We start from the raw sequence: 24,523 nt of genomic DNA on the forward strand, positions 1-24,523 counted from the left end.
GGATAGGCGAGGGAGCGAGCACCGCGCAACGCAGCGATTCGCCCGCGCAGCCAATTATTCAGCGCGTTTCCCTAGGACCGCACGCCCAGACGTTCGAGCAGCCCTTCGAGCGTGTCGGCGTCACTGAAGGCGATCTCGAGCGTGCCGCGCCCGTCGCGGCGGCGCTTGATCACGACCGGCGCGCCGAAGTGCTCTGAAAGCGTTTCTTCCAGCCGCCGCCAGTCGGGGTCTTTCACGTCCTCCGGCTTGGGCGCGGGCGGAGCGAGCAGCGCCTGCACGGCGCGTTCGGTCTGGCGCACCGACCAGCCCTGCGCCGCGGCGCGCCGAGCGAGCTCCACCTGCTGCGGCACGGCGAGCGCGAGCAGCGCCCGTGCGTGCCCCATCTCCAGGGCGCCCTCCATCAGCAGCTCGCGCACCGGCTCGGCCAATTGCAGCAGGCGCAGCAAGTTGGTGACCGCCGAACGGCTGCGTCCGACGGCCTCGGCCGCCTGCTGGTGCGTCATGCCGAATTCGTCGATGAGCCGCTGCAACCCCAGGGCCTCTTCGATCGGGTTGAGATCCTCGCGCTGGAGGTTCTCGATGAGCGACATCGCCAGCGCCGCCTCGTCCGGAATCTCGCGCACGAGGCAAGGCACTTCCAGCAGCCCGGCCATCCGGGCGGCACGCCAGCGCCGCTCGCCAGCGATGAGCTCATAGCGCTCGCCCACGGGACGCACCAGCAGCGGCTGCATCACGCCCTGGGCGCGGATCGAGGCGGCGAGCTCTTCCAGCGCCTGCGGGTCCATGCGCGTGCGCGGCTGGTAGCGGCCGGGATCGATGCGATCAATATCGACATGGCACAACGTCTCCTGCGCCGTCGAAACCGGTGCACCCAGCAGCGCGTCCAGTCCGCGACCCAGACCCTTGCGCTTGCCCGCCGCCATCAGTGCACCTCCGTGAGCGGGGCTGACACGCCCAAGCGCCGTTCCAGCTCGGCGGCGAATTCGAGGTAGGCGAGCGCGCCTCGCGCGCGGGGATCGAAGACGACTCCGGGCATGCCGTGGCTCGGCGCCTCAGCCAGGCGCACGTTGCGCGGGATCACCGTCGTGAAGACTTTCTCGCCGAAATGGCGCTGCACTTCCTCCGAGACCTGCTGCTGCAGCGTCACGCGCGGATCGAACATCACCCGCAGCAGCCCGACGATGCGCAAGTCCCGGTTGAGGTTCGCATGCACCCGCTTGATGGTGTTGGCCAGATCCGACAAGCCCTCCAGCGCATAGTATTCGCATTGCATTGGAATGATCACGCCGTGGGCGCAGGTGAGCGCGTTGAGCGTGAGCAGCGACAACGACGGCGGACAGTCGATGAGCACGAAATCGTAGGCGGCAGGGGCGGCGGCGAGCGCGTCACGCAGACGGAATTCGCGTCGCGGCAAGTCGACGAGCTCCACTTCGGCCCCGGCGAGTTCCCGATTGGCGGGCAGCACGTCGTAGCCGCCGGATTCGGAGCGCAACGTTGCCTCTTCCAAGCCCGACAGCCCCACCAGCACCTGATAGACGGAGCGCTCGAGCGTGCGCTTGTCGATGCCGCTGCCCATGGTGGCGTTGCCCTGCGGGTCGAGGTCGACGAGCAGCACGCGGTGCCCCCGCCGGGCGAGCGCCGCGGCAAGGTTGACGCTGGTCGTGGTCTTGCCGACCCCGCCCTTTTGGTTGGCGATGCAAAACACGTGGCCCATCAGCAAAATTCCCCGATCACGAGATGGCGCGCCTCGGCAAGCCCCGGCACGCCCAGCGGAACGACTCGTGTCACCACGTCCGCCGGCAAGCCGGCGAGTTCGTCGCGGTGGCGCGGCCCTTTCATGGCATACCAGCGCCCACCCGGCGGCAGGAGGTGGCGGGTGAGCGCGACGAACTCATCGAAGCGCGCGAATGCTCGCGAGATGATACCCGAGATCGGCGCCGGCGGCCGCCAGCGCTCGACCCGTTCGTGCCAAGGGTGGAATCCTTTCAGCCCCAATTCGATCGCCGCCTGGCGCTGGAAGGCGATTTTTTTCGCCACCGCGTCGAGCGAATGCACGACGAGCGGACTTTCCTCGGCCTGCGCCACGAGGGCAAGCACGAGCCCCGGCAACCCTGCGCCGGAGCCGACGTCGACGAGCACCCGTTCCTGTCGCACCCAGGGCCAGACGGCGAGCGCGTCGAGCAGGTGGTGGGTGACGACTTCGTCGAGCCGCGCGATCGCCGTGAGGTTGTAGACGCGGTTCCACTTCACGAGCAGCCCGGCGTAGCGCCACAGCGCATCCAGCGTCGTCGCGGGCAAGGAAAGCCCGAGTGCGGCGACGCCCTCTTCGAGCAGAGTGCGCGCCGCGGCCTCGTCCTGGAGCGCAGGAGCGCGAGGGCTCACTCGGTGCCCTCCGGCGCCACTTCGGCCTGGGGCGCGGATTCACCGCGGCGCAACCACACGAGCAAAATGGCGATCGCCGCCGGGGTCACGCCCTGGATGCGGCTCGCCTGCCCCAGGGTTTCCGGCGCGTGCTGGGCGAGTTTCTGCTGGATCTCGCGCGACAGCCCCGGGATGCGGGAATAGTCGATCCCCCGCGGAATGCGGACCGCCTCGGCGGCCTTGAGCCGCTCGACCTCGGTGTGCTGGCGCGCGAGGTAACCGTGGTACTTGGCAGCGATCTCGAGCTGCTCGATCACGGCCGGGTCGCATTCGGGCAGCTCCGGCGCGCCGGGTAAGGTCATGAGTTCCTCGTAACGCACCCCCGGACGGCGCAGCAGATCGAAGAAGCTCGCCTCGCGCTCGAGCGGCGCGCCCAGCACTTGGGCGAACGCCTGCGCCTCGTCCGGCGAGATCCGAGCCGGCACGACCCGCTGTGCCTGCAGGCGCGCGGTCTCGCGCTCGATCGCCTCGCGTTTGCGGCAGAACGCCGTCCAGCGCAGATCATCGACCAGCCCCAGGCGACGCCCGATCTCGGTGAGCCGCAGATCGGCGTTGTCCTCGCGCAACTGCAAGCGGAACTCGGCGCGCGAGGTGAACATGCGGTAAGGTTCGCTCACGCCCTTGGTGACGAGATCATCGACGAGCACGCCGAGATAAGCCTCGTCGCGTCGCGGCCACCACGGCTCGTGCCCCAGCGCGAACCGGGCGGCATTGACCCCGGCGAGGAGCCCCTGCGCCGCGGCCTCTTCGTAGCCGGTGGTGCCGTTGATCTGGCCGGCAAAGAAAAGCCCGTGGAAGTGCTTGGTCTCGAGGCTGTGCTTGAGGTGGCGCGGATCGTAGTAGTCGTATTCGATGGCGTAGCCGGGACGCAGCACATGCACCCGCTCCAGCCCCGGGATGGTGCGCAGCATCTCGATCTGCACGTCGAAGGGCAGCGACGTGGATACCCCGTTGGGATAAATCTCGTTCGTCTCCAGCCCTTCGGGTTCGAGGAAGACGTTGTGCCCGTCCTTGTCGGCGAAACGGTGGATCTTGTCCTCGATCGAGGGACAATAACGCGGCCCTACCCCCTCGATCACGCCGGAGTACATGGGCGAGCGATCGAGGTTGCGGCGGATGATCTCGTGCGTGCGCGCGTTGGTGCGCGTGATCCAACAAGGGCGCTGCGGCGGATGCATGGCGCGCGAGCCGAGGAAGCTGAACACCGGCTCGGGATCGTCGCCCGGCTGCACGGTGCAGCGGGAAAAGTCGATCGTGCGCGCATCGAGCCGCGGCGGCGTGCCGGTTTTCAGGCGCCCCTTAGGCAGCCCCAGCTCGGCAAGCCGCTGCGCAAGCGACAAGGAGGCCGGATCGCCCGCGCGTCCGGCCGTGTAGCGCGACAACCCCACGTGTACGAGGCCGTTCAAAAAAGTGCCGGTGGTGAGCACCACGGCCGGCGCCTCGAAACGGATGCCCAGCTGAGTGACCACGCCCAGCACGCGCTCGCCCTGCACCAGCAGGTCGTCGACGGCCTGCTGGAAGAGCCACAGATTGGGCTGGTTCTCCAGGCGCTTGCGGATCGCCTTGCGATAGAGCACGCGATCGGCCTGAGCGCGGGTGGCGCGCACCGCCGGCCCCTTGCTCGCATTGAGCGTGCGAAACTGGATGCCGGCCTCGTCCGTGGCGAGCGCCATCGCCCCGCCGAGCGCGTCGACCTCCTTGACGAGATGCCCCTTGCCGATGCCGCCGATGGACGGATTGCAGCTCATCTGCCCCAGCGTGTCGAGATTGTGGGTGAGCAGCAGCGTGCGCGCGCCGGCCCGCGCCGCGGCCAAGGCCGCTTCGGTCCCGGCATGGCCGCCGCCGACGACGATGACGTCGAAGCGTTCGGGAAAGATCATGGGCGTGCGATGATCGAGGAAAACTTTTCATTATAGGCGTTTTCGACGCCAAAGAACAGCAAAGGGTTCAGTGTCCGCCGCGGGCGAAGAGCCCCGCTTACAGCCTGCTCAACCACACCCAGCAGGCCCGCCGTTCATGCACGCTTCTCGTCGAGCTCGTCGAGGAACCGGGCGATCTCCGCGATCAATGCATCGGGCCGTTCCCGATGCGGGCTGTGGCCACACTGCGGCAATACCGCCATTTTCCCTCTCGGCGCGCCCCGCGCGATCTTCTCAATCTGCGCCAAGGTCGCGTATTCGTCCCGATCACCCTGCACTGCCAGCACCGGACAGGCGATTTTCGGGATCTCCGCCTCGATGTTCCACGCGCGAAACTCGGGCGAGCGCCAAGTATCACGCCACGCGGCAAATACACGTTGCGGATCGGACTGATGTCGCGCCAGGCGCTGCGGCCAGTCGGTCGTGCGCCACAGCCGGTCGGCCGCCTCGATCCCGGCGATCGCCTCGGGTTCCACCTCGACGTGCGGCGCGATCAGCACCGCCGCTTCTGGCTGGGGCGCCAAACCGGAAGCGGCGTAGAGGAGAGCGATCGAAGCCCCGTCGCTGTGCCCCACGAGCACCGGGCGCTCGATCTCCAGCGCTTCCAGCACTCGCGGCAACCAATGCCAAGCCTCGCGGTGCAAGTAATCCAAACCGCGCGGACGATCTTCTCGTCCACTGCGCCCATAACCCTGTCGTGAATAGGCCATCACGGGACGGCGCAGAGCGTCCGCGAGGCGCTGCGGGAAATCCCGCCAGATCGACACCGATCCCAGAGCTTCGTGCAACAACACGACGGGCGAGGACTCCGCGGCTGCCTCCCGCGGCCGCCACCATTCGTATTCCAGATTGATTCCGTCGATGTCGACGAACGCCATGATTTCCTTTCACCCCATTGAGTTCATGTAGTCTAGCATCACCCCGATTCTGGTGGAAAAAGGAGCGTTTTTCCGTCGCATTCGTTAGAATGAGACCAATTCCTTTGCCGACATCACCACCACCATGCCCAAAGCCGAAGTCGAAATCATCAACAAGCTCGGACTGCACGCGCGAGCCTCGGCCAAGCTCACCGAGCTCGCCAGCCAATTTCCCTGTCAGATCTGGATCAGTCGTAGTGGGCGACGGGTCAACGCCAAGAGCATCATGGGCGTGATGATGCTCGCTGCCGCCAAAGGTAGCAAGGTCGAGATCGAGACCGAGGGCGAACGTGCCGACGAAGCCCTGCAGGCCATCGTCGAGCTCATCCGCAACCGATTCGGCGAAGGGGAGTAAGCGCTTGAGCGGCATCTCGTTCGCGCTGCACGGGCTCGCCGTCTCGAGCGGCATCGCCATCGGCCGGGCGCATCTCATCTCGCACGCCCTGCTCGAAGTCAGCCATTACGAGATCCCCGACAGTCGGGTCGAGGACGAATGCGCCCGCCTGCGCACCGCCGCCGCTGCGATCAAGGCCGAACTCGCCGCGCTCAAAGGCACCACCGCCGCGAGCCAAGCCTCGGCCGAACTGAACGCCTTTCTCGACCTGCAAGCGATGATGCTCGACGACCCGCTGCTCGTCGAAGCCGCCTGCGAGCGTGTGCGCCAGCAGCACATCAACGCCGAGTGGGCGCTCACCCAGCAGCTCGACACGCTGCTCGAGCAATTCGACGCCATCGAAGACCCTTACCTGCGCGAGCGGCGCGCCGACGTCATTCAACTCGTCGAGCGGCTCCTCAAGGAACTGCTGGGGCTAGCACGCCCGCCGAAACCGCGGCGCGACGACCTGCCCACCGTCGTCGTGGCGCACGACCTCTCACCGGCCGACACCATCGGTTTTCGCGGACAGCACATCGCGGGCTTTCTCACCGACGTCGGTGGCCCCACCTCGCACACCGCCATCGTCGCGCGTAGCCTGCAACTGCCCGCGGTGGTGGGCGTGCGGCTCGCACGCTCGCTCCTCGAAGAAGACGATCTCGTCATCATCGACGGAGCGCGCGGCGTCGCCATCGTCAACCCTCATCCCAGCATCGTCGAGGAATACCGCCTGCGCAAGGCCGAGCTGGAGATCTCGCGCACGCGGCTCGCCCGCCTCAAGGACGCCCCGACCGTCACGCTCGATGGCACGCCGATCGAGCTCCTGTGCAACATCGAGACGCCGCGCGACCTCGACCTCGTGCACCGCGTCAACGCCGACGGCATCGGGCTGTACCGCACCGAATTCCTCTTCCTCGATCGGCTCGACCGCCCGAGCGAAGACGAGCAGTACGAGGCTTATCGCGACGTGCTCAAGAGCATGAAAGGCAAGCCGGTCACCATCCGCACCTTCGATCTGGGTGGAGACAAGGATTTCGCCCCAAACACCACGCGGGTGCAGCCCAATCCCGCCCTAGGGCTGCGCGCGATCCGCTATTGCCTTGCCGAACCCACGTTCTTTCTCACCCAGCTGCGGGCGCTGCTGCGCGCCTCGGTGCACGGCACGCTCAAGATCCTATTGCCCATGGTGGCGCACGCCCACGAGATCGACCAGACGCTGCAGCTCATTGCCCGCGCCAAGGAGCAATTACAGCGCGAGGGGAAGAAATTCGCCGAAGACGTCGCACTCGGCGCCATGGTCGAGATCCCAGCCGCAGCGCTCACGCCCGGCATCTTCCTCAAACGCGCGCAATTCCTCTCCATCGGCACCAACGACCTCATCCAGTACACGCTGGCCATCGACCGGCAGGACGATGCGGTGGCCGATCTCTATGATCCCCTGCACCCGGCCGTACTGCGACTGATCGCGGGCACCATCCAATTCGGCGTCAAGAACGGATTGCCCGTATCCCTGTGCGGGGAGCTCGCCGGCCACCCCGAATACACCTGGCTCTTCCTCGGCATGGGACTGCGGCAATTCTCCATGCATCCGGAGCGGGTGCTCAGCGTAAAGCAGCGGCTACTGCGCGCCGACCTCGCCGACCTCGCCCCCAAGGTACAGCGCCTGCTCAAGCTCGATGAGCCGGCACGGCTGCGTGAGGCGTTCGAAAAGCTCAATGCCGCGGCGACCTCTGCCTGAAACGCCTATCCTTCGCCGCCCGTCCATTCCGCCCACGGCGCCGGCGCCACGCCGAAGAGCGAAGCCACCCGCATCGCGATCTGCTGCACCAGCCGCTGCGGCGTGAGCTCCCCCAGGTAGAACGCCGGCACGGGCGGGACGATCACTGCGCCCGCCTCGGTCACCGTCGTCATGTTGCGCAAATGGATGAGGCTCAAGGGGGTCTCACGTGGCACCAGGACCAAGCGCCGGCGCTCTTTGAGCGTCACGTCGGCCGCCCGTGCGATGAGGGTGTCCCCCAGGCCATGTGCGATCGCCGCCAAGGTGTTCATCGAGCAGGGGATCACCACCATGCCGAGCGTGACGAACGAGCCCGAGGCGATCGGCGCGCCGATGTCCTTGTTCGCGTGCAGCGCATCGGCGTGCACCGCGAACGCCTCGCGCCCGACGCCGAGCTCGTACCGAGCGGTACGCAACGCCGCCGCCGATACCACCACGTGCAATTCCCAGTCGGTGACCTCGCGCAACCAACGCAACAGCTCGAGCGCCAGGATGCTGCCCGAGGCACCGGTCACCGCCACCACCAGTCGCGACGGGGATCGAGCGAGGTTTGCATCGCCTACATTTCGTTGCATAATTGACAATTATCCTTTTTCCGGTCGGAGGTGTGTCATGCCCACACCAGTCTCCCACTGTCCGTGGCGACCGATTCTCCTGGCAATGATGCTCGGTCTGCTGAGTGCTTGCACCCTCACCCAGCAGGCAGTACGGTCCGATTCCTCCCGATATGCCCTCACCCACAGCGACCCGTCCCTCGTGAGCGACGAAGACACTGACGAAGCAGAGGATGCGCTCGACGTCTTCCTGACCGCACCGATCTACCGCAGCCCCGACTATACCCTCCGAGCGGAGGTCAAACCCAGTCGAATGACGAGGGCTTTGGAGACCGCACTCTCCTTGCAGGGCACCCCCTATCGCATGGGAGGCAACGACCCCGACGAGGGGCTCGATTGCAGCGGTTTCGTCAAATACTCTTTTTCCAGCATCGGCATCGAGCTGCCTCGCACCTCAAGCGAAATGTATCATGCCACCGAACGGGTCTCACGCAACGAACTGCAGCCCGGAGATCTGCTCTTCTTCAAGACCGGTAGACGCAGCCGTTCGATCAACCATGTCGCCATCTACCTCGGCAACGGGCGATTCATCCATGCCCCACGCAGTGGCCGCAACGTCTCCATCGATACCCTCGAACGAGGCTACTGGCGCGAGCGATTCGTCGCGGGAGGACGAATCGAAGGCTTGAATGCCGAACCACTAGAATTTTCACGGCAAGAGAAAGAAAAAACGGCTGAACCGTCCTCCACGGAAGAAACCGCCCTCCTCGAGACGGCTGCAGCAGTGGGCGCGCCCGCCATGGCCGCCAGCCTCGCCCCGAAAAACCCGGGCGCAAAAACCACTCCGGCCACAGCCAAAGCAACCTCCCGCAAGCCCGCGAACGCCACGCGCAACGCCAAAACGAACAGGACGAAAACCCCAGTAGCGAAGACGCGCACCCCGCCAGCCACCACCCGGGCAGCGAGCCGCTCTCTCGCTTCCTCGCCATCCGGCCAAGCTCAAGGGCAAACGGGGAAAGTGGCGAACACGGCGAAAAACACGCCTGCCACGAAACCGCAGACCCAAGCAAAAGCCAACAGTCCCGTCACTACCGTGTCTCAGCCGCAGCCCATGGGGCGGGTGGCACAAAACGATCGATGAACTCGCCCACGAACGCTCGTGCTCCGGACACCCGGACCCACGGCAGGTTTTCCGCGGCTTCTTCAGCGTCTCCCTAAGCCCACACCCCTTGCTCGATGAGCATCGCGCGAGCTTGCTCGGCCCAGCCGCGATTGGCCGCCGGACTCGCCGGGCTCGGATGCAAGATGCGAGCAATGCGAACCGACTCGATCGTCGCGAGCGCCTGGCGCGCCCGCTGCTCCGCCCACGCCCCGACCCCGATCACCCATCGTGGCTGCAAGACCGCGACCACCTCGCGTAGGTGCGCGTCGCACATGGAGAGCAAGGACGCCCGCGCCTCGGAGGGTAATTTGTCGGGCGTGAGGTTGCGCGTACCGGCGAAGAAGGCGAGCGGACAGTAATTCGCCACGAAGTGCTCGGCAAAAAAGGCTGCCGCGGTACCGAATCGCGCACGAAAGAACCCCCACAGACGCGCTCCGGAAACTTCGGATCGACGACAGGACCACCCCTCGATCGGGCGTTGCGGATGCTCCCGAACCGGGCGGTCGATGGGCGCATCCAGGCCCAGCCACTCGCGTACCGCTGCGACCTCCCCGAAAGGCACTCCTGTTTGCACCATGCCGAATGGTCCGGGATTCATCCCCAAGAAAAGGACCCGTTTCGGCCCCTCGCCATAGCGGCGCAGGTATTGCTCATGCACCGCCCAAGCGTAGTCGAGCGGAGCATAGACATGTGTCACCGGCAGATCAAACTCGAGTGTCGCGGTTCGCTCACGGAGACGACGCGCTGCTGCCACCAGCGCCTCGGCGCTCATCGCTCCACCTCCGCCGCCCAACGCGCGACCTCCGCACTCACGCGCGCGAGCGCTTCGCCGAGCGCGAGCACGGCTCCTTCGGCGTCGGGGCGGGGTACGGAAACCGTCGCACCAAAGCGCCGGCTCGCCAGTACCTTCCCGTCGCTGGCTTGCACCCAGCGCGCCCGCAGTGCCACTTCCGCTTCACCGTAAGGGGTAGGTCCAACCGGCGGCACCCGTTCTTCCATGAGATCGACGTCGACGGCGAGCCGTCGATCGGCCGGTAAGCGCGCCTGCGGCGGAAGCACCACGCGGAATGCGCCGCTTTCCTCGAGATGGCGCGTGAGCACCACCGCCACAGCCTCTTGGGGCGGCTCCGCCCAGCGACTGAGGGTGTAATACTCCAGGCGCAGCGGCTCGCGACGGTAGGCGATGCGCTCTCCGGCAAAAGCCGGCGCCACCCAGGGCGTACTCACCTGAACCGTCAGCGGCAGCGACTGCGAAACGCCGTGCGCTGCGCCCGATCCCGCCGCACGGGCCGCCGCTTCCAGCGACAGCCGCGCCGGTGCCTGTGCAGGCCCCTGAGGCCCCACTGCACAAGCACCCACCGTCAGGCTCGTACCCAGAATCAGCAAAATCGCCCTGGCGCCCATCGTGTCATTCCCCTGGTCCGGGCCGCTCCGGGGGATCACCCCACAGCAAACGTTGCGGCCGCTCTTCGAGCGAAGTGCTCAAACGCTCCAACCGCATCAATGAGGATTCCAGCCGTTGCAGCGCAGCCACTGCCTCAGGCTGCACCCTGCGACGCGCCGCCTGCAGCTCCTCCTGCGCCGTCACGGTAGCCTCGCGCAGTGCCGCAGCCGTTTGCTGCAGTTCTCCCAAGAGCGCCTGCGCCTCGTTCAACGTCCGCCGCCCGTCGACGGCTAGCTCCGGCATCTGCGCCGCGGCTCGTTCGAAGGAGGCAGCCAATGCGTCGATGCGTTTCTCCTGGGCGGCGAGCGCAGCCATGAAACGGCGCGCGTCGGCCATCGTCGCCGTGAGGTTGGCGAGGTTGTCGTCGGAGAGGAGCTTGTGCAGCTGCTGCATCACCCCCGCCACCTGCTCCAGATTCTGCGACAGCGCCACGTCCAGCCGGCGCATCAGCGATGGTGCAGACTGGATCACCGCCGGGCGCCCGTCCGGCCCGGGCAACAGCGGAGGCGATTCGGCGGATCCACCCGAGAGCTCGATGTACGACAGGCCCGTCAACCCTTGGCTGGCGATCGTCGCCTTGGTATCGACCTTGACTGGCGTGCCTTCGACGATCTCCAAATCGATGGCCACCTGCTCGGCATCGAACAGGCGCACCGACGACACTCGCCCCACCACCACACCGCGATAGCGCACGAAACTGCCGCGGTTGACGCCGGTCACCGATTCGGTCGTCAGCACTCGGTAAGGCAGATAGCGGCGTGTATCGACGTCGGCGCCCAGCCACAAGCCCAAGCCGACGAGGGCCGTGAGCGTCAAAACGACGAACACGCCGACGATCGCGTAGGGAACGCGCGATTCCACGTCTGGTCAGCGCCGAGGTGCTCGTCTCAAGCGAAGATCTCGCGCAAAAACTCGCGCAGGATCGCCCAGGAACGCGCATCGGCCGACGGGCTGTAGACGGTGCCGAAAGAAGGATCGTTCGCTTCCGGCAGGGTGAAGGCGTGCATGGTGTTGCCGAAGGCATGCAACTGCCAGTCGGCGCCGGCTTCCGTCATTTCCTTGGCGAAGTCCACCACCATGTTCGGCGGCACCATGGGATCGTCCCAACCGTGCAGCGCCAGCACCTTGGCCTTGATCTTCTTGCCCGCGGTGTTGCCCGGCGGCGTGAAGAGGCCGTGGAAGCTCGCCACCCCGCGCACGTCGGCCCCGCTGCGCGCCAGATCGAGCACCGTGAGCCCACCGAAGCAGAAACCGATCGCCGCGATCCGGTCGGCATCGACTTCGGGCTGGGCACGCAGGGTCTCGATCGCCTTGGCGATGCGCCCCTGCAGCTTCGCGCGATCCTCGATGAAAGGCGTCATCAGCTTCGCGTTCTCTTCCTTGCTCGTGCCGAGCACCCCTTTGCCGTACATATCGACGGCAAATCCGACGTAGCCCTGCATCGCGAGCTGACGCGCTTTTTCACACTCGAATGCGGTACGTCCGGCCCAGGCATGCGCCACGGCCACGGCCGGACGCCTGCCCGTAATCGCATCGTCCCACGCCAGGAAGCCTTCGAGCGTAGTGCCCTCGTGTGTGTATTCCACCAAACGCGTGCGTATCGTCATCTCGTTCCTCCTCTGGGCAGGAAATCCTTGCGGGCCAAATAACCCTCGATATATGTTAGCACCGCCCTCCCCTGCTGACCACCGCTGCGCCTCGGACCGATTCACGGCTGCGCCCTGCCTCGGCCACCAACCATTGACGAAATGCCGCCAGCGCTTGGCGTTCGGCCTTGCGCTCGGGCACGATCAGGTAATAGGCGCGGCGGCTCACGAAGCTGCGATTGCGGGGAATCATCAGCTCTCCGGCGGCGAGCTCCAGCGTGCCCGCCCCTGGTCGGACATCACCGCCAAGGTATCGCACTCCAGCGCCTCGAGCCGCAGCGCCATCGTCGAAGGCATTCGCTTGCGCATCCCCTACCCTCACGCAATGAGCGCAGCGCACCGGTCGATGCATAAAAAGCGCTTGTCGACGGGAGATTCCCTTTATACCATACCAAAACATCACACCCGACCCGCCAAAGGAGAACCTCATGTCCGCTCACCGCCCCACTTTCGACTGGCAAGATCCGCTGCTGCTTGACGCCCAGCTCACCGAAACGGAACGCCTCGTACGCGACACGGCTCATGATTACGCCCAAGAAAAACTCATGCCGCGAGTCCGCGACGCCTTTCGCCACGAAAAAATCGACCCGACGATCTTCCGTGAAATGGGCGAGCTGGGCCTGCTCGGCCCAACCATCCCCGAAGAATACGGTGGTGCGGGGCTCAACTACGTCGCCTATGGGCTCATCGCCCGCGAGATCGAATACGTCGACTCGGGCTACCGTTCGATGATGAGCGTGCAGAGTTCGCTCGTGATGGTCCCCATCCACGAATTCGGCACTGAATCGCAAAAGCGCAAATACCTGCCCAAACTCGCCCGCGGCGAATGGATCGGCTGTTTCGGGCTCACCGAGCCCAACCACGGCTCCGACCCGGGCGGCATGGAGAGCCGGGCGCGCCGCGTCGACGGCGGCTACCTTCTGTCAGGCAACAAGATGTGGATCACCAACAGCCCCATCGCCGACGTCTTCGTCGTCTGGGCCAAAGACGACGAGGGACAGATCCGCGGCTTCATCCTGGAGAAAGGGTGGAAAGGGCTCTCGGCGCCGGTCATCCATGGCAAGGTGGGGCTGCGCACCTCGGTCACCGGCGAAATCGTCATGGACGAGGTCTTCGTGCCCGAGGAAAACGTCTTCCCCGAAGTCCGCGGCCTCAAGGGCCCCTTCACCTGTCTGAATTCCGCCCGCTTCGGCATCGCCTGGGGTGCGCTGGGCGCAGCCCAAGCCTGCTACGAGACCGCCCGCAACTACGTGCTCGAACGCAAGCAGTTCGGCCGGCCACTAGCGGCCAACCAGCTCATCCAGAAAAAGCTCGCCGACATGTGCACCGAGATCGCCCTTGGGCTGCAGACGGTGCTGCGCATCGGGCGGATGAAGGACGAAGGCATCGCGACCGTCGAACTCACCTCCCTCGTCAAGCGCAATTCCTGCGGCAAGGCGCTCGACATCGCCCGCACCGCCCGCGACATGCTCGGTGGCAACGGCATCAGCGACGAATACTGCGTGGCGCGCCACCTCGTCAACCTCGAAGTGGTCAATACCTACGAGGGTACGCACGACATCCACGCCCTCATCCTCGGCCGTGCCATCACCGGCATCGCCGCCTTTGCCAACTGAGGCGAGGAATCGCGACGATGGACCAAGCCCTCTCCCACCTGCGCGTGCTCGATCTCTCGCGCGTGCTGGCCGGCCCCTGGGCGAGCCAGCTGCTCGCCGATCTGGGTGCCGACGTCATCAAGATCGAAAAGCCCGGCAGCGGCGACGACACCCGCACCTGGGGGCCGCCGTGGTGGAAGGGAAACGGTGAAGACGAGGAAAAAGTAGCCGCCTACTTCCTGTGCGCGAACCGCAACAAACGCTCGCTCACCGTCGACCTCACCCGCTCCGAAGGCCAGGAGATCATACGGCGCCTGGCCGAAAAGGCCGACGTCGTCATCGAAAATTTCAAGGTGGGGACGCTGGCGCGCTACGGCCTGGATTACGCCAGCATCTCGGCGCGCAACCCCCGACTCGTGTATTGCTCCATCACCGGTTTCGGCCAGACCGGTCCCTATGCGCCCCGGGCGGGATACGATTTCCTCATCCAGGGCATGGGCGGCCTCATGAGCATCACGGGTCGGCCCGACCACGAACCCGGCGGCGGACCGATGAAAGTGGGCGTGGCGCTCACCGACATCCTCACCGGGCTCTACGCCGCCAATGCCATCCTCGCTGCGCTTGCCTGGCGCGAACGCAGCGGCCGAGGCCAGTACATCGACATGGCGCTCCTCGACGTGCAGGTCGCCTGCCTCGCCAACCAGGCGCTCAACTACCTCACCACCGGCCAGGATCCTCAGCGGATGGGCAACGCCCACCCCAGCGTCGTCCCCTACCAAGATTTTCCCACTGCCGATGGCTGGATGATCCTGGCGATTGGCAACGATGGTCAATTCGCCCGTTTCTGTGCCGAAGCAGGGGTGCCGGAACTCGCCGCCGACCCGCGCTATGCCACCAACCCGGCGCGCGTCGCCCACCGCGCCGAGCTGATCCCGCGCCTGCAGGAGCTCACCCGCACGCGCAGCACCGATGCCTGGATCGCCGCCCTGGAACGGGCCGGCGTTCCCTGCGGCCCCATCAATCCCCTCTCCCGGGTCTTCGCCGACCCCCAAGTGCGTGCCCGCGGCATGGCGCTGCACCTGCCCCACGAGCGGCTGGGCGAGGTACCCCAGGTCGCCAACCCCATGCGGCTGTCGGCTACCCCTCCGGCCTATCGAGGTGCTCCGCCGCTCCTGGGTGAGCACACCGCCGAAGTGCTGCGCGAGGTGCTCGGGATGGACGAGGCCGAAATATCGTCGCTGCAGGCCAAAGGCATCGTGTGAACGGCGAGCGGCTTTGCAATTTTTGCTCCCATTACCTACACTGATGCGACCGCGACTTCACGAACGCAAGGGCGAAGCAGAAAAGCTACCGCAACAGAAACACCATTCACACGGAAGGGGCGCCGCGCAAAACCCTCCTTGGCGTTTACCGCCGGGCCGGGCGCCTCGAGTGCCGTATGCAAATTCAATATCATATGGGTAAGCACGCATGTGAGCCCTGGAAAATGCCGCCATGCAGTCGCGCAGTCGCTCATTCGGAGCATCCGACTAACGCTCCGCAGTAGGCACCAAAATCCCACAAGGACTGGTTTGCGCCCCGTTCTCACGAGGAACCATCATGACGAACTCCCTCCCCTCCTACCTCGATCGCTCCCACCTCGGCCCTTGGGAAGTCTTCCTCGAACAGGTCGACCGCGTGCACCCTCACCTCGGCGAACTGGGCTACTGGATCGAAACCCTCAAACGACCCAAGCGTATCCTCATCGTCGACATCCCGGTGAAGATGGACGACGGTTCGATCCGGCACTTCGAAGGCTACCGCGTCCACCACAACACCTCGCGCGGGCCCGGCAAGGGCGGGGTGCGCTATCACCAGGACGTCACGCTCTCCGAGGTGATGGCGCTCGCCGGCTGGATGACGATCAAGAACGCCGTGATCGGTCTTCCTTTCGGGGGAGCCAAGGGAGGGGTACGGGTCGATCCCCGCACCCTGACCCGGGGTGAACTGGAGCGCCTCACTCGCCGCTACACCAGCGAGATCGGCGTACTCATCGGCCCGGACAAGGACATCCCTGCGCCGGACGTCAACACCAACGAGCAGATCATGGCCTGGATGATGGATACCTACTCCATCAACCAGGGGCGGACGGTGATGGGTGTGGTCACCGGCAAGCCGGTCAGCCTCGGTGGCAGCCTGGGCCGGCGCGAAGCCACCGGTCGCGGCGTCTTCATCGTCGGGCGCAGCGCGGCGCGCAAACTCGGCCTGGATCTGGCTGGCGCTCGTGTCACCATCCAGGGCTACGGCAACGTCGGGGCTACCGCCGCCCGTTGTTTCGCCTCGGCCGGCGCAAAAATCGTCGCCCTGCAAGACGTCACCGGCACGACCCACAACGGTGACGGCATCGACCTCGACGCCCTGCAGCACTGGCTCGACGGCGGGGGTACCCTGGGGCGGTTCCCGGGGGCCACGACGATCGCGAACGAAGACCTCTGGTCGGTCGAAACGGACATCCTCGTTCCGGCCGCCCTCGAAGGCCAGATCGACCGGCACAACGCCATGGACATCAAGGCGCGGCTCATCCTCGAAGGCGCCAACGGCCCCACCACGCCCGAAGCCGACGACATCCTCACCTCCCGCGGGGTGACCATCGTGCCCGACGTACTCACCAATGCCGGCGGGGTCACGGTGAGCTATTTCGAGTGGGTGCAGGATTTCTCCAGTTTCTTCTGGACCGAGCAGGAGATCAACGAACGGCTCGAGCGCATCCTCAGCGAAGCCTTCGAGGCCGTATGGAAAGCCGCGCAAGAACACCGCGTGACGCTGCGCACCGCCGCCTATATCCTCGCCTGCCGGCGCGTGCTCGAGGCACGGCAGCTGCGCGGCATTTATCCCTAACTGCACTGAAGGTAATCCTCATGAATCTCAAAGACCCTTCCCTCTTCCGTACCCAAGCCTACATCGACGGGCGCTGGGTCGATGCCGACGACGGTGCCGTGCTCACCGTACGCAACCCCGCCGATGGCAGCGTGCTCGGTACCGTGCCCAAGATGGGCGCTACCGAGACGCGCCGCGCGATCGAGGCGGCCAACGCCGCCTGGCCGGCCTGGCGCGCCCTCACCGCCGGGGCGCGCGCCCGCATCCTGCGCCGCTGGTTCGACCTCATCGTCGAAAACCAGGAAGACTTGGCCCTGATCATGACCTCGGAGCAGGGCAAACCTTTGACCGAGGCACGCGGCGAAGTGCTCTATGCCGCTTCCTTCATCGAGTGGTTCGCCGAAGAGGGCAAGCGCATCTACGGTGACGTCATTCCGCCGCATCAGACCGACAAGCGCATCGTCGTCACCAAGGAGCCGATCGGTGTGTGCGGCGCGATCACCCCCTGGAATTTCCCCTCTGCCATGATCACCCGCAAGGCTGGGCCGGCACTCGCCGCCGGCTGCCCCATGGTGCTCAAGCCCGCGAGCCAAACCCCGTACTCGGCCCTGGCGCTGGCGGTGCTCGCCGAACGAGCCGGCGTACCGGCAGGCGTGTTCAACGTCGTCACCGGTTCGGCCACGGCCATCGGCGGTGAGCTCACCGCCAATCCCACCGTGCGCAAGCTCTCGTTTACCGGCTCCACCGAGATCGGCATCAAGCTCATGGCGCAGTGCGCCCCCACCCTGAAAAAACTTTCGCTCGAACTCGGTGGCAATGCGCCATTCATCGTCTTCGACGATGCCGATCTCGACGCCGCCGTGCAGGGGGCTCTCGCCTCGAAATACCGCAACACGGGCCAGACCTGCGTGTGCGCGAACCGTCTGCTCGTGCAAGACGGCGTCTATGAGCGTTTCGCCACCAAGCTCGCCGAGGCCGTCTCCCGGCTCAAGGTCGGCCCGGGGCTCGCCGAAGGCACCAACCAGGGGCCCCTGATCGACGAGAACGCCGTGCGCAAGGTCGAGGAGCACATCGCCGACGCCGTGAGCAAAGGGGCACGCATCGTGCTTGGCGGCAAGCGCCATCCCCTGGGCGGGACCTTTTTCGAGCCCACCATCCTTGCCGACGTCACGCCCGAGATGAAAGTGGCACGCGAAGAGACCTTCGGTCCGGTAGCGCCGCTCTTCCGTTTCCACACCGAAGAAGAAGCCATTCGCATGGCCAACGATACCGAGTATGGACTAGCCGCCTATTTCTACACCGAATCCTCGAGCCGCGTCTGGCGCGTGGGCGAGGCGCTCGAATACGGCATCGTCGGCATCAACACGGGCATCATCTCCACCGAGGTCGCTCCTTTCGGCGGCATGAAGTTCTCCGGCATGGGGCGCGAGGGCTCCAAATACGGCATCGAGGAATATATAGAGATCAAGTACATGTGCATCGGCGGCATCTGATGGTGCCACGGCGCGCGGCGGCTCACCTCCCCGCCCGCGCCGAGAAGTACGCCCGCAGCTCCGGCTCCGGCCGCTGGGCCAGCTCCTCGGCCGTCCCCACGGCCAATACCTTCTTTCGGGCGAGAAAGACCACGAGGTCGCTCGCACCGAAGATCGAGTCGAGATCGTGCGTGACCTGAAAAATGGTCACGCCCAGGGCATCGCGCAACTCCAATACGAGCCGGTCGAATGCCCGGGCGCTCACCGGATCGAGCCCCGAGGTCGGCTCGTCGAGAAAGAGAATCTCGGGATCGAGCGCGAGCGCCCGGGCGAGCGCCGCGCGCTTGGTCATGCCGCCGGAGAGTTCGCGCGGATGGCGATGCACCGCGTCCGCGTCCAACCCTGCAAGCTGGATTTTGAGCATGGCCAGTTCCTCGCGCAGCCGTAGGGGCAAGCGGGTATGTTCGGCAAGCGGCAGCATCACGTTCTCCAGTACCGTGAGGGAGGTGAAGAGCGCCCCCTGCTGGAACATAACCCCCAGGCGCAGCTGCAGACGGATACGCTCCGCGCGCCCGAGAGAGGCCACGTCCCGCCCCAGGAGCCGGATGGAACCGGCAGCCGGGCGCGTGAGCATGATGAGGTTGTTGAGGAGCACCGTCTTGCCGCTGCCGCTGCCCCCGACGAGCGAAACCACCTTGCCGCGCGGCACGACCAGGTCGAGCCCCTCGTGGACCACGTGTTTGCCGAAGCGGTTGCACAGGCCATGCACCTCGATCGCGGGCGTATCTTCGCTTACCTCGCTCATAGCCCCAGCCAACGAAAGACAATGGAGAAGATCGCGTCGAGCACGATCACCCAGAAGATGGATTGCACCACGCTGGAGGTGGTCGCCCGCCCCACTTCGAGCGCCGAGCCACGCACGCTCATGCCCGCTTGGCAGCCGATGAGGGCGATCGCCATGGCGAACACCGGCGTTTTCACCAACCCCACCCAATAGTGGGCGTGACCGAGCCGGCCCAAGCGCTGTAGCCCGACGGTCCAATCCAGCCCAAACCCGCCCGTAGCCACTACCATCCCACCGAAGAGTCCAGCAGCGTTGGCTAGCGTCGTGAGCAGCGGCAGGGCGATCGCCAGGGCCAAGAAGCGCGGAATCACCAACATCTCAGCCGGCGGCAGGGCCAGTGAGCGCAGCGCGTCGATCTCCTGGGTGACGCGCATCGATCCGAGCTGAGCAGCATAGCTCGAGCCGGTGCGACCGGCCACGATGATCGCCGCGATCAACGGCCCCATTTCGCGCAATACGACGACGCCGATCATATCGGCGATGAAGACGTTGGCCCCGAAGCGATCGAGCGTCACGCCAGCCTGGTAGGCGAGCACCACGCCGATGAGAAAGGAGAGCAGCGCCACGATGGGCACCGCCCGCACGCCGGCTGCCTCCAGCTCCACGATCACCTCGCGCCAGCGGATGCGCCAAGGACGCACGAGCAAAGGCAGAAAGTGGACCGTGACCTCGCCGATGAACGCAAGTAACGCAAAAAAATGACGGACGACGTCGATGGCAGACTTGCCGATGGAAGCGAAGCCAGAAAAAGGCGCGGGCGCGGGCGGCGGCGTACGCTGAGCCACGCGGTCGATGAGGGCGAGCGTTGCCCGCCATACCTCCGGCAGAGACGAATGATCCAGCACGCGCCCCTTGGACTCAGCCAGGGCAGCGACGTGTTCCACCACCAGGGCTCCCACGGTGTCGAGCTCGGCCCCTGGTGCTACCTCGAGGCGAACCGGCCCCGCGGGCAGAGCATCCAGCGCCTGCGCGACCGCTTTGAGGAGTGCGTCGGCCTTCACCCCGGCCGCCGTCCACGACCCGTCGAGAACGAGGCTTGGCGGCTCGTTCGTCCAACGTACGTGGGCACCGGCAGAATCAGTGATCTCGTCCATGGGGCTATGATACGCGAGATGGCGGAAGGCAGCAGGAGTCGAACCTACCTGGGAGCGTCGGACGCCCCCAACCGGGTTTGAAGCCCGGCCGTGCCACCGGACACGGATGCCTTCCTTTCCAAAGCTTATTGTACCGATTACAGCGCGACGGCAACCGGGTACATCAGGTCGCACCCCGCTAGAATCTCAGATCTCGGAAAATGGCGCCGTCGACTCGCCGCGCAACAGGTGCGCATCCTGGCCGCGGCGCTGCACCCGGCGGGTGTAGCCGATGCGATCGAAGAATTCCAGGATCTGCACCGCCCGTTTGCGCCCCAGCCCCGTGGCGTCGCGAAAACGCGCCGCTTGCACGCCCCCCTCGGCCGCGGCGAGCTCGGCGGCAATCGCCGCGAGCTCCCGCACTCGCCGTGGGGCATAGAAGAGATCCTTGACCACCTGCGCCGCCTCGCCGCGGCGCGCGAGCTTGCGCAGCAGGGTGCGCACCGTCTCCTCCGGCACCCCTTCCGCGCGCGCCAGATCTCGCACCCAAGGCGGATCGAATCCGCCCGCTTCGAGCCGGGCGAGCAATCGCGCCGCGAGCGCCTCCTCTTCGGGTGCGAGCCTGGCGGCATGCCCTGGCAGGTGCCACCAGGGGCCGCTGCGCGCCACCTTGCCTTGGCTCGCCAGCGCGTCGAGCACCCCCTGCCACAGCGGCTCGGGAATGAGCGCGTCGACCATGCGGCGCAGGCGCTGCGTGTCCACGCCGGGGTCGTCGGGCACGCGTTCGTGCTGGCGCTCGAGCACGGCGAGCACCCGATCGGCGAGCGCCTCCCAGTGCTCGGGCAGAATCCAGGCCGCGCCTCGAGCGCCCTGCACCCGCAGCGCCTCGGGCGGCAGCACCGCCGCCGAGATCGGCGCCGCGAGTAGCCGCTCCAGCAGCGCCTCGTCCACGCCATAGGGCGCCTGAGCCAGTAGCGGTCCGAGCCCCTCGCCTTCGAGCAGGCGCGTGATCGCCTCGAGCCAAGCTCGGCGCCGCGGCGAACGCCGCTTGCGCTCGGGCGCATAAGGGTCGAGCACACGGCCGCCGCCCAGGGTGCGGTTCGCCTGGGCGTTGCGGACGATGAAGCGATCACCCGGGGCGGCACACAGCGGTGCCTCGAAGACCAGCTGCACCAGCCCCCGTCCACCGGACGACAGGAGATCGCCTTCGAGCGGCACGACGTACGCGAGCCGGTGCGCCGCACCAAGGTGGACATGCACTGGCGTGCGCACGCCGAGCGCCGGTGCGTCCGCGGCGAGCGCGAGTTCCACGTCGAGATGGCGCGTGGGCAAGAAACAGCGTGCATCCGCGATCCAGTCGCCGCGCGAAATGGCCTCCTTCGCCACGCCCGGCAGGTTCAGGGCACAACGCTCGCCGGCCGCGGCGCGCTCGCTCGGTCGGTTCTGGGCGTGGATGCTGCGCACGCGCACCGGCAGATTTGCCGGCATGAGCCGCAGTTCCTCCGATCCGCCCAAGGCGTAGCATCCCCCATGGACCGTACCGGTCACCACCGTGCCCACGCCGGCGAGCGTAAACGCGCGGTCGACCGCCAAACGAAAGAATCCCTCGCGGCGGCGCGCGGCGACGCTCCTCGCCTCGCGTTCCAGATGCGCGCGCAGCGCCGCCGTGCCCTCGTCTCCCGGCTCCTGCGCCCGCACGGTGAAGACCGGCGCCCCTTCGAGAAAGGTGCCGGCGATGAGCGCAGCGATTTCGTCCCGAACCTGCGTCAGGCGCGAGGCATCGACGCGATCGGCCTTGGTGAGCGCGACCGCCCCGCGCGTCACGCCGAGCCAGCCGAGGATGGCGAGGTGCTCGCGCGTCTGCGGCATCACCCCGTCGTCGGCGGCCACCACCAAGAGCGCGAAGTCGATACCGCTCGCCCCCGCGGCCATGGTATGCACCAAGCGCTCATGACCGGGCACGTCGATGAAACCGAGTACTTCCCCATCGGCGAGCGGCAGATAGGCATACCCCAACTCGATGGTGATGCCGCGTGCCTTCTCCTCAGCGAGCCGGTCGGTGTCGACGCCGGTGAGCGCCTTGACCAGCGTCGTCTTGCCGTGGTCGATGTGCCCCGCCGTGCCGACGATCATGGCCGCAATTCCGCCAACTGGGCAAGGAAGGCGGCCTCGTCGGCCTCGCCCAGACAGCGCAGGTCCCACCACAGTGCCTCGTCGGCCACGCGCCCCAGCACCGGGCGCGGCAGCGCACGCAGCGCCGCCTCGAGCCGCGACAAGGAACGCCCCGCGCGCTTGCCCACCGGGCGAAGCACGAGGCCGTGGCTGGGCAGGCGTTCCACTGGCAACGCCCCGCTGCCGATCTGGCTCGCCATGGCAGCCTCGCTGACGACGAATCCCTCGCCCAGGGCCCGTTGGACCGGCTCGCGCAAGCGCGCCGCCTGAGCGGCCATGGCCGAAGCGGGACGCGTGAGGAGCCGCAGCGTCGGCAGACGTTCGGCGAGAAACTCCGGCTCACGGTAGAGCCGCAACGTCGCCTCCAACGCCGCCAGGGTGAGCTTGCCCACCCGCAGCGCCCGTTTGAGCGGATCCTTCTTGATGCGGCGGATCAGATCCGCTCGCCCGACGAGGAAACCGGCCTGAGGGCCGCCCAGCAGCTTGTCGCCGCTGAAAGTGACCAGATCGGCGCCAGCGGCGACGGTTTCGCGCACCGTCGGCTCTGCCGGCAGCCCCCAGGCGGCCAGATCGACGAGGGTACCGCTGCCCAGATCGACCCCCAGCGGCAGGCCGTGGGCGTGCGCGATCTCCGCCGCCTCGGCCACAGGGACGCTCTTGGTGAAGCCGGTAATGGCATAGTTGCTGCAGTGCACTTTCAGCAGCATCGCCGTGCGCGGTCCGATCGCTTCGGCATAGTCGTGGGGATGGGTACGGTTGGTGGTGCCCACCTCGACGAGGCGGGCGCCGGCGCGTTTCATGATGTCGGGAATGCGGAAAGCCCCGCCGATCTCCACCAGTTCTCCACGCGAAACCACCACTTCGCGCCGCTTGGCGAGCGCATCGAGGGCAAGCAGCACCGCCGCGGCATTGTTGTTGACCACGGTGGCCGCCTCGGCGCCGGTGAGCTCGCGCACGAGTTCTTCCACCAGCGTATCGCGGTCGCCTCGACCACCCCCCTCGAGGTCGAACTCCAGCGCCGCCGGGGCCGTCATCGCCTGCACCACGGCGCGCACCGCCTCGTCGGCGAGAATCGCCCGGCCGAGGTTGGTGTGCAGCACCGTTCCCGTGAGATTGAAGACGGTACGCAGACGCGGACGATCCTGCGCCTGCAGAGTCTCCTGCACGCAGGCGGCGATCGCCTCGGGTCGCAGCGCATCGAGGGCAAGCGCACCCTCCTGCGCCCGCACCCGCAGCGTTGCCAGATGTGCGCGGGAAACGGCCAGCACCCGCGTGCGGCCGTGGGCCGCGAGCAATGCGCCGAAGGCAGACGAAGCCAGCAGCCGTTCGAGCGAAGGGATGTCGCTCGCCGCGGCAGATTCAGTACGAACCTTCGTCACGCGAACCACAGCAAGGGATTGGCGCTCGCGCGCACGTACCCGGCCTCTCCCATCAACACGTCGAGCGCGAAACTGGCGAGATCGTCGGCCACCGCATCCACCTCCAGATCTTTCTCCTGGTAGAAAATCTTACGATAGCTGTGGCAAGCATCGCAAGATTCGGCCTTGATCGCCTCGGAACCCCCTTCGAGGTGGTGATAAGCCACCGAGCGGGTGTCCTCGCAGTGGCTGCACTTGACGCGCACCATGTGCCACTCACTTGCGCACAGGCCGCAGTGCAGATAGCGCAGACCGTCGCTCGCCGCCCCCACGCGCACGATACTCGCCACCGGCAGGCTGCCGCACACGGGGCAGACACGCGAGGGCACCGCGGCCGGCACCGCCGCCGGCGGCAGGCGGCTCGCCCGCTCGGTCCAATACACCTGCAGCGCCGCCATGAGAAAAGGCGCTGCGCCCACGTCCCCCGGTTCTTCCCCGGCAAGGAGCGCCTGGACGAGCGCATCGAGCCGCTGCGGCTCGGCAGTGAGCGCTTGCTCGAGTCGCGCCACCGTCGCCCGCGGTGCCTCCCTGAGCTCTTGGGTCGACAAGGCCGTGAGCACCGCCCGCAGCGCCTCGCGCCACAGGCCCTCGATCGGTCCCTCGCAGGGAAGCGGCGGCATGCCGTGCGTGCGCGCGAGCGAGAGCCGCGCTTCGTCGGGCAAGGGCGCGGTGAAGGCGCCGAGCGCCTCGTGCTGGACCTGGGCGAGTTTGGCCATCAAGGCGAGATACTCACCCAGAGAATTCCCCTCGGCCAGATGACGCAGGCGCGCCGCGCGCTCGGCGAATACCTGGCGTGAGGGCAGGCGCAGCCGCGGCAAGGCGTTGCGCTCCAGCCCCTCGATCTCACCGCGTGACAATATGCGTTGCAAGCCGTTCTCCC

General features: G+C 66.7%; 23 protein-coding genes and 1 tRNA gene. 7 read left to right on the forward strand and 17 right to left on the reverse strand.

Translation table 11 applies throughout. The features are described 5' to 3' along the window. Positions 1–71 precede the first annotated feature (71 nt). The 5 genes from EPD80_RS03550 to EPD80_RS03570 form a co-directional block, all read right to left on the reverse strand. Complete coding sequence (locus EPD80_RS03550) at positions 72–923, reverse strand: ParB/RepB/Spo0J family partition protein (RefSeq protein WP_142809497.1); 852 nt, start codon at positions 921–923, stop codon at positions 72–74. Next, entirely contained in the window at positions 923–1,714 is a 792-nt protein-coding gene (locus EPD80_RS03555; RefSeq protein ID WP_142809499.1) for a ParA family protein, read from the reverse strand. Before EPD80_RS03555 ends, EPD80_RS03550 begins: the two co-directional genes overlap by 1 nt. Continuing rightward, complete coding sequence (gene rsmG / locus EPD80_RS03560) at positions 1,714–2,382, reverse strand: 16S rRNA (guanine(527)-N(7))-methyltransferase RsmG (RefSeq protein ID WP_142809501.1); 669 nt, start codon at positions 2,380–2,382, stop codon at positions 1,714–1,716. The genes EPD80_RS03555 and rsmG overlap by 1 nt, the downstream gene beginning before the upstream one ends. Beyond that, positions 2,379–4,301: a tRNA uridine-5-carboxymethylaminomethyl(34) synthesis enzyme MnmG gene (gene mnmG / locus EPD80_RS03565; RefSeq protein ID WP_142809503.1), complete on the reverse strand. Its 1,923-nt coding sequence runs from the start codon at positions 4,299–4,301 to the stop codon at positions 2,379–2,381. Before mnmG ends, rsmG begins: the two co-directional genes overlap by 4 nt. A gap of 134 nt (positions 4,302–4,435) precedes the next feature. After that, positions 4,436–5,218: an alpha/beta fold hydrolase gene (locus tag EPD80_RS03570; RefSeq protein ID WP_142809505.1), complete on the reverse strand. Its 783-nt coding sequence runs from the start codon at positions 5,216–5,218 to the stop codon at positions 4,436–4,438. Positions 5,219–5,342: 124 nt separating this feature from the next. Here EPD80_RS03570 and EPD80_RS03575 point away from each other — a divergent pair, with 124 nt between their 5' ends. Next, entirely contained in the window at positions 5,343–5,612 is a 270-nt protein-coding gene (locus EPD80_RS03575) for an HPr family phosphocarrier protein (RefSeq protein WP_142803950.1), read from the forward strand. A 13-nt stretch (positions 5,613–5,625) separates the two neighbouring features. Next, positions 5,626–7,368, forward strand: coding sequence for a phosphoenolpyruvate--protein phosphotransferase (gene ptsP / locus EPD80_RS03580; RefSeq protein WP_142809851.1), 1,743 nt, complete (start codon positions 5,626–5,628; stop codon positions 7,366–7,368). 5 nt (positions 7,369–7,373) lie between these two features. On the opposite strand, the gene EPD80_RS03585 is transcribed toward ptsP, so the two are convergent. Next, entirely contained in the window at positions 7,374–7,982 is a 609-nt protein-coding gene (locus EPD80_RS03585) for a UbiX family flavin prenyltransferase (protein WP_142809508.1), read from the reverse strand. Positions 7,983–8,019: 37 nt separating this feature from the next. Here EPD80_RS03585 and EPD80_RS03590 point away from each other — a divergent pair, with 37 nt between their 5' ends. Further along, positions 8,020–9,102, forward strand: coding sequence for an NlpC/P60 family protein (locus tag EPD80_RS03590; RefSeq protein WP_221928821.1), 1,083 nt, complete (start codon positions 8,020–8,022; stop codon positions 9,100–9,102). A gap of 73 nt (positions 9,103–9,175) precedes the next feature. On the opposite strand, the gene EPD80_RS03595 is transcribed toward EPD80_RS03590, so the two are convergent. From EPD80_RS03595 to EPD80_RS03615, 5 genes are read right to left on the reverse strand one after another with little or no spacing between them, the layout of a single operon-like run. After that, positions 9,176–9,895 (reverse strand): uracil-DNA glycosylase family protein, encoded by a 720-nt coding sequence (locus tag EPD80_RS03595; RefSeq protein ID WP_142809510.1) that lies wholly within the window; start codon positions 9,893–9,895, stop codon positions 9,176–9,178. After that, the gene (locus EPD80_RS03600; RefSeq protein ID WP_142809512.1) at positions 9,892–10,527 is read right to left on the reverse strand and encodes an ABC-type transport auxiliary lipoprotein family protein; all 636 of its coding nucleotides are present in this window, start codon (positions 10,525–10,527) and stop codon (positions 9,892–9,894) included. Before EPD80_RS03600 ends, EPD80_RS03595 begins: the two co-directional genes overlap by 4 nt. A gap of 4 nt (positions 10,528–10,531) precedes the next feature. After that, entirely contained in the window at positions 10,532–11,428 is an 897-nt protein-coding gene (locus EPD80_RS03605) for an MlaD family protein (RefSeq protein WP_142809514.1), read from the reverse strand. A 26-nt stretch (positions 11,429–11,454) separates the two neighbouring features. After that, positions 11,455–12,174, reverse strand: coding sequence for a dienelactone hydrolase family protein (locus EPD80_RS03610; protein ID WP_142809516.1), 720 nt, complete (start codon positions 12,172–12,174; stop codon positions 11,455–11,457). Positions 12,175–12,229: 55 nt separating this feature from the next. After that, positions 12,230–12,406, reverse strand: a complete 177-nt coding sequence (locus EPD80_RS03615; protein ID WP_185957694.1) for a hypothetical protein — start codon at positions 12,404–12,406, stop codon at positions 12,230–12,232. A 235-nt stretch (positions 12,407–12,641) separates the two neighbouring features. On the opposite strand from EPD80_RS03615, the gene EPD80_RS03620 reads away from it, so the two are divergent. From EPD80_RS03620 to gabD, 4 genes are all read left to right on the forward strand, one after another. After that, positions 12,642–13,829 (forward strand): acyl-CoA dehydrogenase, encoded by a 1,188-nt coding sequence (locus EPD80_RS03620; RefSeq protein WP_142809519.1) that lies wholly within the window; start codon positions 12,642–12,644, stop codon positions 13,827–13,829. 17 nt (positions 13,830–13,846) lie between these two features. Beyond that, positions 13,847–15,070 carry a CaiB/BaiF CoA transferase family protein gene (locus EPD80_RS03625; RefSeq protein WP_142809521.1) on the forward strand — a complete coding sequence of 408 codons (1,224 nt, stop codon included), beginning with the start codon at positions 13,847–13,849 and terminating at the stop codon, positions 15,068–15,070. Positions 15,071–15,407: 337 nt separating this feature from the next. Continuing rightward, complete coding sequence (locus EPD80_RS03630) at positions 15,408–16,685, forward strand: Glu/Leu/Phe/Val family dehydrogenase (protein ID WP_142809523.1); 1,278 nt, start codon at positions 15,408–15,410, stop codon at positions 16,683–16,685. Positions 16,686–16,705: 20 nt separating this feature from the next. Continuing rightward, complete coding sequence (gene gabD, locus EPD80_RS03635) at positions 16,706–18,157, forward strand: NADP-dependent succinate-semialdehyde dehydrogenase (RefSeq protein ID WP_221928822.1); 1,452 nt, start codon at positions 16,706–16,708, stop codon at positions 18,155–18,157. 22 nt (positions 18,158–18,179) lie between these two features. On the opposite strand, the gene EPD80_RS03640 is transcribed toward gabD, so the two are convergent. From EPD80_RS03640 to fdhE, 6 genes are all read right to left on the reverse strand, one after another. Then, a complete protein-coding gene (locus EPD80_RS03640) occupies positions 18,180–18,941 on the reverse strand; it encodes an ABC transporter ATP-binding protein (RefSeq protein WP_142803960.1) in 762 nt (253 codons plus the stop codon). Then, complete coding sequence (locus EPD80_RS03645; protein ID WP_142809525.1) at positions 18,938–20,074, reverse strand: MlaE family ABC transporter permease; 1,137 nt, start codon at positions 20,072–20,074, stop codon at positions 18,938–18,940. Before EPD80_RS03645 ends, EPD80_RS03640 begins: the two co-directional genes overlap by 4 nt. 19 nt (positions 20,075–20,093) lie before the next feature. After that, positions 20,094–20,189: transfer RNA gene (locus tag EPD80_RS03650), tRNA-Sec, on the reverse strand. 71 nt (positions 20,190–20,260) lie between these two features. Beyond that, positions 20,261–22,186, reverse strand: a complete 1,926-nt coding sequence (selB, locus tag EPD80_RS03655) for a selenocysteine-specific translation elongation factor (RefSeq protein WP_142809527.1) — start codon at positions 22,184–22,186, stop codon at positions 20,261–20,263. Then, positions 22,183–23,604 (reverse strand): L-seryl-tRNA(Sec) selenium transferase, encoded by a 1,422-nt coding sequence (gene selA / locus EPD80_RS03660; RefSeq protein WP_142809529.1) that lies wholly within the window; start codon positions 23,602–23,604, stop codon positions 22,183–22,185. The genes selB and selA overlap by 4 nt, the downstream gene beginning before the upstream one ends. Then, a complete protein-coding gene (fdhE, locus tag EPD80_RS03665; protein ID WP_142803966.1) occupies positions 23,601–24,512 on the reverse strand; it encodes a formate dehydrogenase accessory protein FdhE in 912 nt (303 codons plus the stop codon). The genes selA and fdhE overlap by 4 nt, the downstream gene beginning before the upstream one ends. Between the last annotated feature and the right edge of the window lie 11 nt (positions 24,513–24,523).

The organism is Tepidiphilus olei (assembly GCF_006980705.1).
Classification (GTDB): domain Bacteria; phylum Pseudomonadota; class Gammaproteobacteria; order Burkholderiales; family Rhodocyclaceae; genus Tepidiphilus; species Tepidiphilus olei.

What these genes read in the sequence shown, in the direction of transcription:
- EPD80_RS03550 (WP_142809497.1), bottom strand. Translation starts at nt 923, where the DNA reads ATGGCGGCGGGCAAGCGCAAGGGTCTGGGTCGCGGACTGGACGCGCTG.
- EPD80_RS03555 (WP_142809499.1), bottom strand. Translation starts at nt 1,714, where the DNA reads ATGGGCCACGTGTTTTGCATCGCCAACCAAAAGGGCGGGGTCGGCAAG.
- mnmG (WP_142809503.1), bottom strand. Translation starts at nt 4,301, where the DNA reads ATGATCTTTCCCGAACGCTTCGACGTCATCGTCGTCGGCGGCGGCCAT.
- EPD80_RS03570 (WP_142809505.1), bottom strand. Translation starts at nt 5,218, where the DNA reads ATGGCGTTCGTCGACATCGACGGAATCAATCTGGAATACGAATGGTGG.
- EPD80_RS03575 (WP_142803950.1), top strand. Translation starts at nt 5,343, where the DNA reads ATGCCCAAAGCCGAAGTCGAAATCATCAACAAGCTCGGACTGCACGCG.
- EPD80_RS03585 (WP_142809508.1), bottom strand. Translation starts at nt 7,982, where the DNA reads ATGCAACGAAATGTAGGCGATGCAAACCTCGCTCGATCCCCGTCGCGA.
- EPD80_RS03590 (WP_221928821.1), top strand. Translation starts at nt 8,020, where the DNA reads ATGCCCACACCAGTCTCCCACTGTCCGTGGCGACCGATTCTCCTGGCA.
- EPD80_RS03595 (WP_142809510.1), bottom strand. Translation starts at nt 9,895, where the DNA reads ATGAGCGCCGAGGCGCTGGTGGCAGCAGCGCGTCGTCTCCGTGAGCGA.
- EPD80_RS03600 (WP_142809512.1), bottom strand. Translation starts at nt 10,527, where the DNA reads ATGGGCGCCAGGGCGATTTTGCTGATTCTGGGTACGAGCCTGACGGTG.
- EPD80_RS03610 (WP_142809516.1), bottom strand. Translation starts at nt 12,174, where the DNA reads ATGACGATACGCACGCGTTTGGTGGAATACACACACGAGGGCACTACG.
- EPD80_RS03615 (WP_185957694.1), bottom strand. Translation starts at nt 12,406, where the DNA reads ATGATTCCCCGCAATCGCAGCTTCGTGAGCCGCCGCGCCTATTACCTG.
- EPD80_RS03620 (WP_142809519.1), top strand. Translation starts at nt 12,642, where the DNA reads ATGTCCGCTCACCGCCCCACTTTCGACTGGCAAGATCCGCTGCTGCTT.
- EPD80_RS03625 (WP_142809521.1), top strand. Translation starts at nt 13,847, where the DNA reads ATGGACCAAGCCCTCTCCCACCTGCGCGTGCTCGATCTCTCGCGCGTG.
- EPD80_RS03630 (WP_142809523.1), top strand. Translation starts at nt 15,408, where the DNA reads ATGACGAACTCCCTCCCCTCCTACCTCGATCGCTCCCACCTCGGCCCT.
- gabD (WP_221928822.1), top strand. Translation starts at nt 16,706, where the DNA reads ATGAATCTCAAAGACCCTTCCCTCTTCCGTACCCAAGCCTACATCGAC.
- EPD80_RS03640 (WP_142803960.1), bottom strand. Translation starts at nt 18,941, where the DNA reads ATGAGCGAGGTAAGCGAAGATACGCCCGCGATCGAGGTGCATGGCCTG.
- EPD80_RS03645 (WP_142809525.1), bottom strand. Translation starts at nt 20,074, where the DNA reads ATGGACGAGATCACTGATTCTGCCGGTGCCCACGTACGTTGGACGAAC.
- selB (WP_142809527.1), bottom strand. Translation starts at nt 22,186, where the DNA reads ATGATCGTCGGCACGGCGGGGCACATCGACCACGGCAAGACGACGCTG.